Origin of the sequence: Flavobacterium sp. Sd200 (genome assembly GCF_009826935.1) — a bacterium.
Taxonomy (GTDB): domain Bacteria; phylum Bacteroidota; class Bacteroidia; order Flavobacteriales; family Flavobacteriaceae; genus Flavobacterium.
On the sequence record NZ_WUMN01000003.1, the window covers coordinates 195,457 to 210,381 of the forward strand.

The window sequence follows — 14,925 nt, forward strand, 5'->3', positions numbered from 1 at the left end:
ATGGCTAAAGAATCAATGAAAGCCCGTGAGGTAAAAAGAGAAGCACTGGTAGCAAAATATGCTGCAAAAAGGAAGGCTTTATTAGAAGCCGGAGATTATGAAGGTCTTCAAAAATTACCAAAAAATGCTTCTCCGGTTCGTTTACACAACCGTTGTAAACTAACAGGAAGACCAAGAGGCTATATGCGTCAGTTCGGTATTTCGCGTGTAACTTTCCGCGAAATGGCTAACAATGGATTGATACCGGGAGTTAAAAAAGCAAGTTGGTAATTAAGTTTAAAAGGAAAAAAAATGTATACAGATCCTATCGCAGATTTTTTGACAAGGGTTAGAAATGCAGTAAGGGCTAACCACAAAGTGGTAGAGGTTCCTGCTTCAAACCTTAAAAAAGAAATCACAAAGATTTTATTCGACCAGGGATATATTTTAAGCTACAAATTTGATGAAAGTGGCGTTCAAGGCACTATCAAAATAGCTCTTAAGTATGATAAAGATACTAAAGAGAGTGTAATTAAAGATATCCAGAGAATTAGTAAACCGGGTTTACGTAAATATGCAGGTGCTTCTAACCTACCAAGAATTCTTAACGGATTAGGTATTGCTATCGTTTCTACATCAAAAGGTTTGATGACTGGAAAACAGGCAAAACAACTAAACGTTGGTGGAGAGGTAATTTGCTACGTATACTAATAAAAAGACTTATACGATGTCAAGAATAGGTAAAAATCCAGTAGTAATACCAGCCGGAGTAACTGTAGAAGTTAACGGAAATGTTGTTACAGTAAAAGGAAAAAAAGGCCAGCTTACTCAGGAATTTTCAGACGTGTCTGTTAAAGTTGAGGATGGCCAGGTAATAGTGGAAAGATCATCTGACCATAAAAACGAAAGATCTAAACACGGTTTGTACAGAGCACTAATCAGCAATATGGTTGTTGGTGTATCTGAAGGGTTTACTAAAGACCTTGAGCTTGTGGGTGTAGGTTACAGAGCTTCTAACCAGGGACAAAAACTGGATATCGCTCTTGGCTTTTCACACAACATTGTTCTTGAAGTAGTTCCTGAAGTTACTGTAGAAACAGTTACAGAAAAGGGTAAAAATCCAATCATCAAACTTTCTTCTCACGATAAGCAACTTTTAGGCCAGGTGGCTGCGAAAATCAGAGGTTTCCGCAAACCAGAGCCTTACAAAGGAAAAGGTGTGAAGTTTGTAGGTGAGGTATTAAGAAGAAAAGCAGGTAAATCAGCTTAAAAATTAAGACTATGTCATTAAACAAATCTGAAAGAAGACAAAGAATTAAGTTCAGAATCAGAAAGATTGTAAGCGGAACTGCTGCCCAGCCAAGACTTTCTGTTTTTAGGAGCAATAAAGAGATCTATGCACAAATCATAGACGATGTAAACGGTGTAACTTTGGCCGCTGCCTCTTCAAGAGAAGCAGAAATCACTAAAGGTACTAACATAGAAACTGCTGCAGCTGTAGGTAAACTTATTGCTGAAAGAGCTTTAAAAGCGGGTATCGATACCATCTCTTTTGACAGGGGCGGTTACCTTTACCACGGACGTGTTAAATCATTAGCTGAAGGCGCAAGAGAAGCCGGGCTTAAATTCTAAGACAAATTATGTATCATAATTATAAAAACGTAGAACTAGTAAAACCAAGCGGTCTTGAACTTAAAGACCGCCTTGTAGCTGTTAACCGTGTAACTAAAGTTACTAAAGGTGGTAGGGCATTTGGCTTTAGCGCTATAGTAGTTGTAGGAGACGAGAATGGTGTGGTAGGCCACGGCCTTGGAAAATCTAAAGACGTGTCTGAGGCAATTGCCAAAGCTGTTGAGGATGCAAAAAAGAGCCTTGTAAGGATTCCACTTTCAGGACAGTCTGTTCCGCACGAGCAAAAAGGTAAATTTGGTGGTGCACGTGTATTCTTAATGCCGGCTTCTCACGGTACCGGAGTTATTGCCGGTGGTGCAGTTCGTGCCGTACTTGAGAGTGTTGGTATACACGATGTATTATCAAAATCTCAGGGTTCATCTAACCCTCACAATGTTGTTAAAGCTACTTTTGATGCTCTTCTTCAAATGAGGAGTGCTGTAACTGTTGCAAAACAAAGAGGCGTTTCTTTAGAAAAAGTATTTAAAGGTTAATCCAAAGGAAATCATGGGAAAAATTAAAGTAAAACAAGTAAAGAGTAAAATTAACTGCCCTCAAACGCAGAAGCTTACTCTTGAATCTCTGGGCCTACGCAAACTTGGTCAGGTTGTTGAGCACGATGCAACTCCTGCTATCCTTGGAATGGTAAACAAAGTTAAACACTTAGTTTCTGTAGAAGAAGCTAACTAACAAATTACACGAAATGGATTTAAGTAACTTACAACCTGCAGAAGGTTCGGTTCACAATAAAAACAAAAGGGTAGGTAGAGGTGAAGGCTCTGGCAAAGGCGGTACTGCCGCACGTGGTCATAAAGGTGCTAAATCACGTTCTGGTTATTCTAAGAAAATTGGTTTTGAAGGTGGACAGATGCCACTACAAAGACGTGTTCCTAAATTTGGTTTTAAAAACATCAACCGTAAGGAATATGCAGGTATCAACCTTGATACGCTACAGGCTCTTGTAGATAACGGAGTAGTTACAGATACTGTTGATTTTGCAGTACTTGTTGCTACAAGGTTAGCTACTAAAAATGAAAAGGTAAAGATTTTAGGAAGAGGCGAGCTAAAAGCAAAATTAAAAATAAGTGGACACAAATTTACAGCTACCGCTAAAGCTGCTATTGAAGCTGCTGGTGGAGAAGTAGTAAGTTTATAATCTAAGAAAGCCTTATGAAAAAATTTTTTGAAGCATTTGCCAATGTATGGAAAATAGAAGAACTAAAAAATAGAATTTTAGTTACTTTAGGATTGTTGCTTGTGTACCGTTTTGGTGCACACGTAACCCTGCCTGGTATAGATGCTACAGGGCTTACAAACTTATCTAAACAAACCCAGGGTGGTATTGGGTGGTTAATCGATGTATTTACAGGTGGTGCGTTTTCGCAGGCATCTGTATTTGCATTGGGTATCATGCCATACATTTCTGCATCTATCGTGGTGCAGCTAATGGGTATTGCTGTTCCTTACCTGCAAAAGCTGCAAAAAGAAGGAGAGAGCGGAAGGAAAACCCTAAACCAGATTACGCGTTGGTTAACCATCGCTATTACTTTGGTACAGGGACCTGGTTATATTTATAACCTTTATAGGACACTTCCAAGCGAAGCGTTCCTGTTACCGTCTGACTCTTTTCCATTCCTTTTCTCATCTGTAGTAATACTTACAACAGGCACCATTTTTGCAATGTGGCTTGGTGAAAAGATTACAGATAAAGGTATAGGTAATGGTATATCGCTACTAATACTTGTAGGTATTATAGCAAGGATGCCGCAAGCTTTTGTTCAGGAGTTTACTTCTGTAGTAACAGAGAATAATGGTGGCCCACTAAAATTGCTTCTTGAGGTTGTTGTATGGCTTGTTATTATTATTGCCTGTATTTTAATGATCATGGCAGTAAGAAAAATACCAGTACAGTATGCAAGACGCACTGCCGGGGGCGATTTTGAACAGGATATGCTTGACGCAAACAGGCAATGGATACCTTTAAAGCTTAATGCTTCGGGTGTTATGCCAATTATATTTGCCCAGGCTATTATGTTTATACCTGCTGCATTGGCAGGACTTTCTAAGTCTGATGCGGCACAAACCATCACTACAAGTTTTCAAAATGTGTTTGGTTTGGCTTACAATGTTGTTTTTGCGTTATTAATTATAATTTTTACGTACTTTTACACCGCGATTACGGTACCTACTAACAAAATGGCAGATGACCTTAAAAGGAGCGGCGGATTTATACCGGGTGTAAGACCAGGTGTAGAGACCGGCGATTATCTTGATAAGATCATGTCGTTAATAACGTTCCCCGGTTCGTTATTCTTAGCACTTATTGCCGTGTTCCCGGCAGTTGTGGTAAGTTTCGGGGTTCAGTCTCAGTGGGCATTGTTCTATGGTGGTACATCACTGTTAATTATGGTTGGGGTTGCAATCGATACTATTCAGCAAATAAACTCTTACTTGTTGAACAGGCATTATGACGGGTTGATGAAAAGTAGCAAAAATAGAAAAGCAGTAGCTTAAATTTATGGCAAAACAATCAGCAATAGAACAGGACGGATCTATTATTGAGGCGTTATCAAACGCTATGTTCCGTGTTGAATTAGAAAACGGGCACGTTGTAATTGCTCATATTTCAGGAAAGATGCGTATGCATTACATTAAATTATTGCCCGGCGATAAAGTAAAACTTGAAATGAGCCCTTACGACTTGTCTAAAGCAAGAATTACTTATAGATACTAAAGCTATTAAAATGAAAGTAAGAGCGTCAGTTAAGAAAAGAAGTGCCGACTGCAAAATTGTTCGCAGAAAAGGCAGGTTATATGTTATTAACAAAAAGAATCCTAGATTTAAACAAAGACAAGGATAATTATGGCAAGAATTGCAGGGGTAGACATACCTAAAAACAAAAGAGGAGTTATTGCTTTAACCTATATATTTGGTATTGGTAACAGCAGGGCTAAAGAAATTTTGGCTAAAGCTCAGGTAAGCGAGGATAAAAAAGTTCAGGATTGGAATGACGATGATATCAGCGCAATCCGTGAGGCCGTATCTTACTTTAAAATTGAAGGAGAATTGCGTTCTGAAATATCTTTAAACATTAAACGTTTAATGGATATTGGTTGTTACAGGGGCATCCGTCACAGAGCTGGTTTACCACTACGTGGCCAACGCACTAAAAACAACTCAAGAACAAGAAAAGGTAAGAGAAAAACTGTTGCTAACAAGAAAAAAGCAACTAAATAATAAGTAATATGGCTAAAGCAAGTACCAAAAAACGTAAAGTAGTTATAGAATCTACAGGTGAGGCTCATATTAGCGCAACTTTTAATAACATCATCATTTCTTTAACAAACAAGAAAGGTGAAGTTATATCTTGGTCATCTGCCGGTAAAATGGGCTTTAGGGGTTCTAAAAAGAACACTCCTTATGCAGCACAGATGGCTGCCGAAGATTGCAGCAAAGTAGCTCTTGAGGCTGGCCTTAAAAAGGTTAAAGTTTACGTTAAAGGACCGGGTAACGGCAGGGAATCTGCAATCAGGTCTTTACATAATGGAGGTATCGAGGTTACTGAGATAATCGACGTTACGCCGCTACCGCACAACGGTTGCCGCCCTCCAAAAAGAAGAAGAGTTTAATTAATAGTATAATCGAACAGGACAAAGGTTATCGGAGGATGAGACCTGAATTCATAACCCCTGTTCTCCTAAATTTTTAAAATGGCAAGATATACTGGTCCACAAACAAAAATCGCCCGTAAATTTGGTGAGGCGATCTTCGGAGACGATAAAGCCTTCGAAAAAAGAAATTACCCTCCAGGGCAACATGGTTTAGCTAAAAGGAGAGGTAAAAAATCTGAATATGCTGTACAGCTAATGGAAAAGCAAAAAGCTAAGTACTCTTACGGTATCCTTGAAAAACAATTCAGGAACCTGTATGAAAAAGCTGCTGCAACTAAAGGTGTAACCGGTGAAGTTCTTTTACAACTTTGCGAATCACGCCTTGATAACGTTGTTTACAGGATGGGTATCGCTCCTTCAAGAAGGGGTGCAAGGCAAATAGTTTCTCACAGGCATATTACTGTAAATGGCGAGGTGGTTAACATACCTTCTTACCACTTAAAGCCTGGTGATAAAGTTGCCGTTCGCGAAAAATCTAAATCGCTTGAAGTAATTACTGCATCTTTATCTAACTCTGCTCATGTATATGAGTGGATTACCTGGAACAACGATACTCTTGAAGGTACTTTTGTATCTGTACCTGCAAGACTTCAGATCCCTGAAAACATTAAAGAACAACTTATCGTTGAGTTGTATAACAAATAATAATTGACATTAGTCGACAATATGGCAATATTTAATTTTCAGAAGCCCGATAAAGTTATCATGATCGATTCAACCGATTTTCAGGGGAAATTTGAGTTCCGTCCCTTGGAGCCTGGTTACGGATTGACCGTTGGTAACGCACTTAGAAGAGTTTTGCTTTCTTCGCTTGAAGGTTATGCAATCACTTCAGTTCGCATTGAAGGAGTAGACCACGAATTCTCTACAATACCGGGAGTTGTTGAAGATGTTACAGAAATAATCCTGAACCTGAAACAGGTTCGTTTTAAACGCCAGATAGAAGATATAGACAACGAATCTGTTTCTGTATCTTTTACAGGAAAAGACCAGCTTACAGCAGGAGACTTCCAGAAATTTATTTCAGGTTTCCAGGTGCTTAATCCTGATCTTGTTATCTTTAACATGGACAGCAAAATCAACGTAAACCTTGAACTTACTATTGAAAAGGGCAGGGGTTATGTTCCGGCAGAAGAGAACAAAAAGCAAAACGCCGCTATAGGTACTATATTTACAGATTCTATCTTTACTCCGGTAAAGAATGTAAAATATACAATAGAAAACTTCCGTGTTGAGCAAAAAACAGATTACGAAAAACTGGTTTTTGAAATCATTACAGATGGCTCTATTCATCCTAAAGAAGCGCTTACTGAGGCAGCAAAAACGCTGATACATCACTTTATGCTGTTCTCTGACGAAAGGATAACACTTGAGGCCGACGAAATTGCACAAACAGAATCTTATGATGAAGAATCTCTTCACATGAGACAACTCCTAAAAACCAAACTGGTAGATATGGATCTTTCTGTAAGGGCATTAAATTGTTTAAAAGCGGCTGAAGTTGATACATTAGGAGATCTGGTATCGTTTAACAAAAACGACTTAATGAAATTCCGCAATTTTGGTAAAAAATCATTAACAGAGCTTGATGAGCTTGTTGCCTCAAAAAATCTGCATTTCGGAATGGATTTAACCAAATACAAATTAGATAAAGAATAATCTGTACCGTATAGGTTTAGGTTTAAATTAATTCAGTAATGAGACACGGAAAGAAAATAAATCACTTAAGCAGGCAGTCAGGCCACAGAAAGCTGATGCTTGCCAATATGGCCTGCTCTCTTATAGAGCACAAGCGCATCAACACTACTGTTGCTAAGGCTAAAGCGCTTAAATTATATATTGAGCCTCTTGTAACAAAATCTAAAGCAGATACTACTCATAACAGACGTGTTGTATTTGCAAGTCTTCGTAACAAGTATGCTGTTACTGAGCTTTTCAGGGAGGTAGCTGCTAAAGTGGGCGACCGTCCTGGAGGTTATACCCGTATCATTAAGCTTGGTAACCGTCTTGGTGACAACGCTGATATGGCTATGATAGAACTTGTTGACTTTAACGAACTGTACAACGCTACTAAAAAAGAAGCTAAGAAAACTACACGTCGTAGCCGTACTGCTAAAAAAGCTGATGCAGTTGTGGCTGAAGCTCCTGCAGCTACTGAGGCTCCTGCTGTTGATACAGAAGAGAACAAAGAAGCTACAGAATAATCATGCAATACTGATTTTTCTATATTATAAAAAGGATAAACTTAATAGTTTATCCTTTTTTTTTGCAACGCTTAATCGTTTTAGGCTAAGGGATATTGAAAAATTAAATATGCTTTTTACTATACCGAAATTTTAAAGTAAATTTGCAAACAGCACAACAACACTAACAACTTAATGAAATACACTAACAGGGAAAAAGCCATATTGCTACTTGCAGACGGCACCATTTTTTACGGAAAATCTATTGGTATAGAAGGTACCGTTTTTGGCGAAGTATGTTTTAATACAGGTATGACAGGATATCAGGAAATTTTTACTGATCCGTCTTATTTTGGTCAGATCATGGTGGCATCTAATGCCCATATTGGTAACTACGGCACTAATGAAGAAGAGGTTGAGGCCGATAAAATTATGATATCAGGTCTTGTGTGTAAAAACTTTAGCTTTAATCACTCGCGTGTAAATTCTACCGAGAATCTAAAAAGCTATTTTGAAGATCAAAACCTTGTGGCAATATCAGACGTAGATACAAGGGCACTGGTTAGCTATATTAGGGAGAACGGGGCGATGAACGCTGCTATATGTACAGAAGACTGCGATATTGAAGACCTTAAAAAACGTCTTGCTGCTGTGCCTGATATGAAAGGACTTGAACTTTCGTCTAAGGTTTCTACAAAAGAGCCTTATTTTGTGGGCAGCCCTGATGCTAAGTATAAAATATCTGCACTAGATCTTGGTATCAAGAAAAACATATTGCGCAATCTTGCCAAAAGAGACTGTTATATTAAAGTATTTCCATATAACGCAACCTATGAGGAAATGAAAACCTTTGGCCCTGACGGTTACTTTTTATCTAACGGTCCCGGCGACCCGGATCCGTTGTTTGATGCGCAGGAAACAGCCCGTAATATTTTAAATGATAACGAGCCTGTATTTGGCATTTGTCTTGGGCATCAGGTTTTGGCACTGGCAAACGGCATACCAACCTATAAAATGTTTAACGGCCACAGGGGAATTAACCACCCGGTTAAAAACCTGTTAACAGGCGAAGGCGAAATAACATCGCAAAACCACGGTTTTGCAGTGCAAAGGGAGGCTTTAGAAAGTCATCCTGATTTTGAAATTACGCACGAGCATATTAACGACGGTACTGTGGCAGGTATGCGAATGAAAAGCAAAAACTGCTTCTCTGTTCAATACCATCCTGAAGCAAGCCCGGGCCCACACGATGCAACATATCTTTTTGACCAGTTTATTGCAAACATTGAAAAAGGTAAACACAATAATTAAAAGGAATTTAAAACAACCAAAAAACAAATTATGAGCATTATTATTAAAGTACACGCAAGGCAAATACTGGATTCTCGTGGAAATCCTACAGTAGAAGTTGATGTAATTACAGAGAACGGTGTTCTTGGAAGAGCAGCAGTTCCGTCTGGAGCTTCTACAGGAGAGCATGAGGCAGTAGAGCTTCGCGATGGTGGTAAAGCTTACATGGGCAAAGGTGTTCTTAAAGCTGTTGAGAATGTAAACACTACAATTGCACAGGAAATTGTTGGCCTGTCGGTATTTGAGCAAAATGCTATCGATAAAGCTATGATCGAGCTTGATGGAACTCCTAATAAATCTAAACTTGGTGCTAACGCTATACTTGGTGTTTCTCTTGCTGTTGCTAAAGCAGCTGCTAACGAGCTTGGCCTGCCGCTTTACCGCTACGTAGGTGGTGTATCGGGCAATACTCTGCCTGTGCCAATGATGAACATTATTAACGGTGGTTCGCACTCGGATGCGCCTATCGCGTTCCAGGAGTTTATGATCTTCCCTGTAAAAGCAACAAGCTTTACACACGCTATGCAAATAGGTACAGAGGTTTTCCATAACCTTAAAAAAGTACTTCATGACCGTGGCCTTAGCACTGCAGTGGGCGATGAGGGTGGTTTTGCACCTAACCTTGCCGGCGGTACAGAAGATGCTCTAGATACAATAAAACTTGCTGTTGAAAAAGCTGGCTATACTTTTGGAGGTGATGTGAAAATCGCTCTTGACTGTGCTGCTTCTGAGTTTTATGTAAACGGACAGTATGATTACACTAAATTTGAAGGAGAAACAGGTAAAAAACGTTCGTCTAAAGAACAGGCAGAATATCTTGCAGATCTTGCGGCTAAATACCCTATCATCTCTATTGAAGATGGTATGCAGGAAAACGACTGGGACGGTTGGAAATACCTTACGGAGCTTGTAGGAGATAAAGTTCAGCTTGTAGGCGACGATTTATTTGTTACTAACGTAGAGCGTCTTTCTACAGGTATAGAAAAAGGTATTGCTAACTCTATCCTTGTTAAAGTTAACCAAATTGGTACCCTTACAGAAACTATTGCTGCTGTAAACATGGCTCACAATGCCGGTTATACATCTGTAATGTCTCACCGTTCGGGCGAAACTGAAGATAACACTATTGCCGACCTTGCTGTGGCTCTTAACTGTGGCCAGATCAAAACAGGTTCTGCTTCACGTTCAGACCGTATGGCTAAATACAACCAACTACTTCGCATAGAAGAAGAACTTGGTGAAGTTGCTTACTTCCCTGGTGAAAAAGCATTCAAAGTAAAAGCTTAAGTTTTACAAGCACTAAATATTAAACCTGCCAATCGGCAGGTTTTTTTATTTAAAAAGTAAATTTCTTAACGTAGGGTGTTTTCCTGTTAAATTGTTAATGTTGTTATATATGTAACTAACCTTTTAATGAAAACGCCTTTATGAAACAAAAACTACTTGTTATTTTACTGTTTATTAGTGCATTTACCAGCGCTCAAATAGTGAATATTCCGGATGTAAATTTTAAAAGCAGACTTCTAAGATCATCTGCAACCAGTCATAGTGCTAAAGACATTAATGGCAATTATTTTGCAATTGATGCGAACGCTGATGGAGAAATACAGGAAACGGAAGCATTAGCGGTGTACTGGCTCAATATTAATACTGGCTCAATTTCAAATTTACAAGGGATCTCGTCTTTTTTAAACCTTACTTACCTTAGTTGTTATGGTAATAACCTTACTACTCTTAATGTATCAGGGCTTAGTAATCTGGTTACTTTAAACGTTTACGATAATTCGCTTACATCCTTAGTCCTTAATGGTTGTAGTAGTTTAACTAATTTGAATTGTTATGAAAATAATTTAACAACTATTGATCTTACTGGTTTAGGTAGATTAAGATATCTTGCTTGCCGTAACAACAGATTAACGGCTATTGATTTGACCCCGGTAAACCTGATTGGTTTCAATGGTAGTGATAATTTATTTACTACTATGGATTTCTCTACACAAACAAATTTGGTTGGCTTTAGTTTGTATGACAATATTAATCTTACAACTGTTAATTTAAAGAATGGCAGAGTACAATATTTTAATAGTGAGGAGTTCGGCGGCTGCACTAATTTAACGTCAATTTGCCTTGATGCCGATGAGTATGATGTAGTTTACAATTCAATTATAATTATAAATTCATGGTATCCAAATTGGAATATTGAAAATATCGAATTTAGTACCACCTGTGGAGAAACCGGAGATCATGATAACATGATAACAGGAATAGCGCGTTTTGATTTTGATGGTAATGGATGTGATTATGCTGATCCTATACGTCCTTTTGTTAAGGTAAATTCTGTCCATGAAGGAAACACAAGTTCAATATGGACCACAGATACAGGATACTATAGTTTTATTGCCCAAACAGGAAATTATGCCATTTCGCCTGAATTGACAGATGCGCCTTATTTTACCACTTCTGAATCTCCGGTAATAACTTTTAATGAGTTAGATGGTACAATTGTAACAAGAGATTTTTGTATTACTGCCGATGGCATACACCCGGATTTGGAAGTTACAGCTAGTGCGAATAATGGTATTACTGCGGGCAGTAATCAAAGGTATTATTTGACTTATAAAAATAAAGGAAACCAGATATTGAGCGGAAATATTATGCTGGAGTATAATGGTGATGCATTAACGCTTACAAATGTTTCTCCTAATTATACCACCAATGTGCCCGGTTTGTTAACCTGTAATTTTACAAATCTGCAACCTTTCGAGACACGTACTATTGCAGTAACCTTGCGTGTAAATACTCCCACGAGTCCTTTTCCCGTAAACATTGGCGATGTACTTAGTTTTTCTGTTACAGGGAATAATAATCAGCAAGATGAAACACCTGAAAATAACCGTGTCGATTTTTATCAGACAGTACGATACTCTCAGGATCCTAACAATATTGTGTGCCTTGAAGGTGAAACTGTGTCAGTAGACAAGATAGGGGAGTATCTGCACTACACTATTAACTTTGAAAATATTGGCACTGCAGCAGCAGGTTTTGTGGTTATAACGAATGAACTTGATGATACTAAGTATAATTTGCAATCATTACAGATATTAAATAGTTCTAACACAATGGTTGCCACCCTTACAGGGAATGTATTGACGTTCAGGTTTGCCAATATTTACCTGGCTCCTTTTGCGCTTGGTTATGTAACCTATAAAATAAAAACCCTCGAAACACTTACTGCTAACGACGTTGTGACAAATCAGGCCAGCATAGTCTTTGATGAAAACGAACCGTTAATTACTAACGAAGCCATTACAGCATTTGCAGTTTTAGGGAGGGATGATTTTGGTGCAGACACCCTTAACATTTACCCTAACCCAACCACAGGTCTGCTAAAAATACAATCTAAGCTTACGGTTAATAAAACCGAACTGTATGATGTTCAGGGCAGGCTGCTACAAACAAATGTTGTTAATGGCACTGATGGTGTTGTAGATATATCATCTAAACCAAAAGGTATTTATCTTTTGAAAGTTATATCTGATAGAGGTACAGTTACGAAAAAAGTAATTAAGAACTAAGTTTTATATTTAAACAATCAGGGCTGCCATTCGACAGCCCTGATTGTTTATAATAGTAATGTTTTATCCCTTATGTTCGAGTTCTTTTAAAAGGTCTTCATAGCTGTAAGTACCATCGGCCTTTTCGTTAGTATTGTAGTTTATGGTAACACGCATGGCTTTAAGTCCGGTAACGCCCTGTAGGTCTTCTACATCAAAAGTTTCTATAACATTGCCCAGCATGTTACGGTGCTGTAAAAACTGTATGTATCGCCTGTATTCTATCTCTTCCTTCTTTTGGGTGTACACAATGGTTATTTTGCCTTTTTGTGTAATGCGCTCCTTAGTGCCTTTAATGTTGCTCTTGTCTATACGCTTCTTAACCACTTCATAGCGGGCGTTGTAAGTGCCGTCTACATCAAAACGCTTTTCGTCCATACGGAAACGTATCGATATAGGTGTACTGAAAACCAGTATTAACGAAGTAACGTCAAGCTCATAACGCAAAGATGGCCTTAGCTTGTAATACTCGTTTTCCATTTCGCACATGGCCTGCAATTGCCACAACCTTAAATTGTTTAAGTATAGTGGATTGTAAGGATGTTTTGGCGAAATCGAGGCCCCAATATAAAGGTTGTGCTCTACACCATCGGTTTTAAAGCGCTCATAATAGTGTGGAAAGAACGACTGTGCCTCTTTTTGTTTTTCGTCGAGCACGGCAGCCATTTGCTTGTTGATGATGCTTAGCGTATCGTCAAAGTCCTTACGGCTGTCATAAACCATTTTTACTTTAGAATCAAGCGTACCAAAATAATTCTCTATCCTTTGATGGATATCGCTGTTGGCCGATTCAAAATGTTGTAACACTGGGTGAACTTCACTTATGATATAGTTTTGAATGGTAGACTCGGTATCAGCTTTAAGCTCTTTGCCAAGTTGTTCTTCAATATTCTCAAGTTCATAGAGGTGCTGCTCAATAAGCGGTAGTTTTTCCTGTTTGAAAATAAACCTGAACACATCTATAAGTTTGCCTATTTGCAGTATAAGGTCTTTCTCGGTAGATTCGTTCCTGGCGGTAGACGATCCTTTAACGTCTATTTGGCCATAGAGAGGATATACCTCTTTAAAAACGATCTCTTTATAAGCCTGACTATTGTTTTTAGCCTGAACGTGCAGCAATGCCTCTTCCCTGAATTTCCAGTACACACTGTGGTGTATGGCAGTATATTCGTTTTGTATAATAGCGTCTACCTCATTTTGCAGTTCAGAGTAGTAGCGCTCTATAGTGTCGGTAAGGAATGGCAACACATAGCCAAGCTTGTTGGCATTAATGCTGTTAAGCTCTTTAGCCCTTGCCGAAACCAACTCGATAAAACCGTAGAACTTTTCGTTCTTGATGATTGGGGCAAGTATACAGCTTTTTATATCCTGATCCAGCAGGTGGTTTAAAAAGCGGGCTTCTACCGGGTTTTCATCCCTGAATTTTTCTACATCGCTCAAAACAAAATACTGCCTTTCGTCCAGTATCTTTTTTAATGACTCGCTGCAAAACATGTTGTTGCAGTCCATCTCTTTAGAGCCACTAAGTATATAGCTTTTAATATCCTTAAAAGGCGCAAGCTTAAATACATTGTCTTCCAGGTTAATTTCGGTAAAGCCAATGCGCAGGTCTTCTATTTTAAAAATACTCCTGAAAATGCCTTCAAAATTTTCTTTTTTCTCTTTCTTGGTGCCGTCGTTAACCAGTAGGTTGGTTTTTAGGTTAGATATGGCGCTCTCGGTAGTGGCATCAAATAACGATACTATGCCAAAGCCTTTGCATATCCAGCTTCCTTCAGGAAATTTCTCTCTCCATAGCTCAAGATTGTCATAATTGCTAAGCAGTTGGTCTATATCTTCGGGCGTAAGCTTAACTGCTTTTTCGGTAGGAAGTAGTTCTAAAAAGTCGCCGTTGTATAGTATTCGGTAGTGTTTCATTACCCCGTTCTCATCCGGAATGTCATAAAACAGCGGTTTGCTGAAATCTAAATTCTGTCCGTAATAGTCGTTTAATATTAGACAGCAGCAAAAAACATAGAATTGGTGTTCGTCCAGGTTGCGAATGTTAATGCCAAAATCCTGTCCGGCATTTTTAAGTATTTTATTAAAACGTTCGGTATGGTTAAACGTAACATTAAAAAAAGGAATACCGGCAGCTTTAATTTCGTTGTGCGTTAGTGCCGTAGGGAAAAGATCGGCAAGCAGGTTTTTAATTAAACCTTTATGTTTTTCGAGCAGGGCAATATCATCTATACCGTCTCTAAGTTCGGGGTAGGGCGCAGCATGGCGCAGGAGAGCCTTTGCATAATCGGCGCGATAATCAACGTCAGATAATGCTATATCCTCTAAAATTTCCAATACCTTATGAAAAGATATTTTGGCAATTAAAGGGCTGGCTGTGTGTTGTTCATCTTCCATCATCATTGTAGGGATATTCGTGTTGCAAAGATACAAAAATTAGAAATCTTAATGATAAT

The 14,925-nt window shown here is 38.6% G+C and carries 19 protein-coding genes; 18 read left to right on the forward strand and 1 reads right to left on the reverse strand.

Going from position 1 to position 14,925, the window contains the following annotated elements; genetic code table 11:
* The 18 genes from rpsN (at position 1) to GR160_RS10235 (ending at position 12,430) form a co-directional block, all read left to right on the forward strand.
* The gene (gene rpsN, locus GR160_RS10150) at positions 1–270 is read left to right on the forward strand and encodes a 30S ribosomal protein S14 (protein WP_160749763.1); all 270 of its coding nucleotides are present in this window, start codon (positions 1–3) and stop codon (positions 268–270) included.
* 21 nt (positions 271–291) lie between these two features.
* Entirely contained in the window at positions 292–690 is a 399-nt protein-coding gene (rpsH, locus tag GR160_RS10155; protein WP_160749764.1) for a 30S ribosomal protein S8, read from the forward strand.
* 16 nt (positions 691–706) lie between these two features.
* Entirely contained in the window at positions 707–1,249 is a 543-nt protein-coding gene (gene rplF, locus GR160_RS10160; protein WP_160749765.1) for a 50S ribosomal protein L6, read from the forward strand.
* A gap of 11 nt (positions 1,250–1,260) precedes the next feature.
* Positions 1,261–1,611, forward strand: a complete 351-nt coding sequence (rplR, locus tag GR160_RS10165; RefSeq protein ID WP_160749766.1) for a 50S ribosomal protein L18 — start codon at positions 1,261–1,263, stop codon at positions 1,609–1,611.
* 8 nt (positions 1,612–1,619) lie between these two features.
* Positions 1,620–2,144: a 30S ribosomal protein S5 gene (rpsE, locus tag GR160_RS10170; RefSeq protein WP_160749767.1), complete on the forward strand. Its 525-nt coding sequence runs from the start codon at positions 1,620–1,622 to the stop codon at positions 2,142–2,144.
* 13 nt (positions 2,145–2,157) lie between these two features.
* Complete coding sequence (gene rpmD / locus GR160_RS10175) at positions 2,158–2,340, forward strand: 50S ribosomal protein L30 (protein WP_026990854.1); 183 nt, start codon at positions 2,158–2,160, stop codon at positions 2,338–2,340.
* Positions 2,341–2,353: 13 nt separating this feature from the next.
* Complete coding sequence (gene rplO / locus GR160_RS10180; RefSeq protein WP_160749768.1) at positions 2,354–2,806, forward strand: 50S ribosomal protein L15; 453 nt, start codon at positions 2,354–2,356, stop codon at positions 2,804–2,806.
* Between the two features lie 14 nt (positions 2,807–2,820).
* Positions 2,821–4,164, forward strand: coding sequence for a preprotein translocase subunit SecY (gene secY / locus GR160_RS10185; protein WP_160749769.1), 1,344 nt, complete (start codon positions 2,821–2,823; stop codon positions 4,162–4,164).
* Positions 4,165–4,168: 4 nt separating this feature from the next.
* Positions 4,169–4,384 carry a translation initiation factor IF-1 gene (infA, locus tag GR160_RS10190; protein WP_026714631.1) on the forward strand — a complete coding sequence of 72 codons (216 nt, stop codon included), beginning with the start codon at positions 4,169–4,171 and terminating at the stop codon, positions 4,382–4,384.
* A gap of 10 nt (positions 4,385–4,394) precedes the next feature.
* A complete protein-coding gene (gene ykgO, locus GR160_RS10195) occupies positions 4,395–4,511 on the forward strand; it encodes a type B 50S ribosomal protein L36 (protein ID WP_013305171.1) in 117 nt (38 codons plus the stop codon).
* Between the two features lie 2 nt (positions 4,512–4,513).
* A complete protein-coding gene (rpsM, locus tag GR160_RS10200; protein ID WP_160749770.1) occupies positions 4,514–4,888 on the forward strand; it encodes a 30S ribosomal protein S13 in 375 nt (124 codons plus the stop codon).
* Between the two features lie 8 nt (positions 4,889–4,896).
* On the forward strand, positions 4,897–5,280 hold the full coding sequence (rpsK, locus tag GR160_RS10205; protein WP_160749771.1) for a 30S ribosomal protein S11: 384 nt from the start codon (positions 4,897–4,899) through the stop codon (positions 5,278–5,280).
* 81 nt (positions 5,281–5,361) lie between these two features.
* Positions 5,362–5,967: a 30S ribosomal protein S4 gene (gene rpsD / locus GR160_RS10210; RefSeq protein ID WP_160749772.1), complete on the forward strand. Its 606-nt coding sequence runs from the start codon at positions 5,362–5,364 to the stop codon at positions 5,965–5,967.
* A gap of 21 nt (positions 5,968–5,988) precedes the next feature.
* On the forward strand, positions 5,989–6,981 hold the full coding sequence (locus GR160_RS10215; protein ID WP_160750090.1) for a DNA-directed RNA polymerase subunit alpha: 993 nt from the start codon (positions 5,989–5,991) through the stop codon (positions 6,979–6,981).
* A gap of 38 nt (positions 6,982–7,019) precedes the next feature.
* A complete protein-coding gene (rplQ, locus tag GR160_RS10220; protein WP_160749773.1) occupies positions 7,020–7,526 on the forward strand; it encodes a 50S ribosomal protein L17 in 507 nt (168 codons plus the stop codon).
* 174 nt (positions 7,527–7,700) lie between these two features.
* On the forward strand, positions 7,701–8,816 hold the full coding sequence (carA, locus tag GR160_RS10225) for a glutamine-hydrolyzing carbamoyl-phosphate synthase small subunit (RefSeq protein WP_160749774.1): 1,116 nt from the start codon (positions 7,701–7,703) through the stop codon (positions 8,814–8,816).
* Between the two features lie 30 nt (positions 8,817–8,846).
* On the forward strand, positions 8,847–10,142 hold the full coding sequence (gene eno / locus GR160_RS10230) for a phosphopyruvate hydratase (protein WP_160749775.1): 1,296 nt from the start codon (positions 8,847–8,849) through the stop codon (positions 10,140–10,142).
* A gap of 140 nt (positions 10,143–10,282) precedes the next feature.
* Positions 10,283–12,430 (forward strand): T9SS type A sorting domain-containing protein, encoded by a 2,148-nt coding sequence (locus GR160_RS10235; protein ID WP_160749776.1) that lies wholly within the window; start codon positions 10,283–10,285, stop codon positions 12,428–12,430.
* A gap of 63 nt (positions 12,431–12,493) precedes the next feature.
* Here GR160_RS10235 and GR160_RS10240 read toward each other — a convergent pair whose 3' ends face one another.
* Positions 12,494–14,872, reverse strand: a complete 2,379-nt coding sequence (locus GR160_RS10240) for a GAF domain-containing protein (RefSeq protein ID WP_237421203.1) — start codon at positions 14,870–14,872, stop codon at positions 12,494–12,496.
* Between the last annotated feature and the right edge of the window lie 53 nt (positions 14,873–14,925).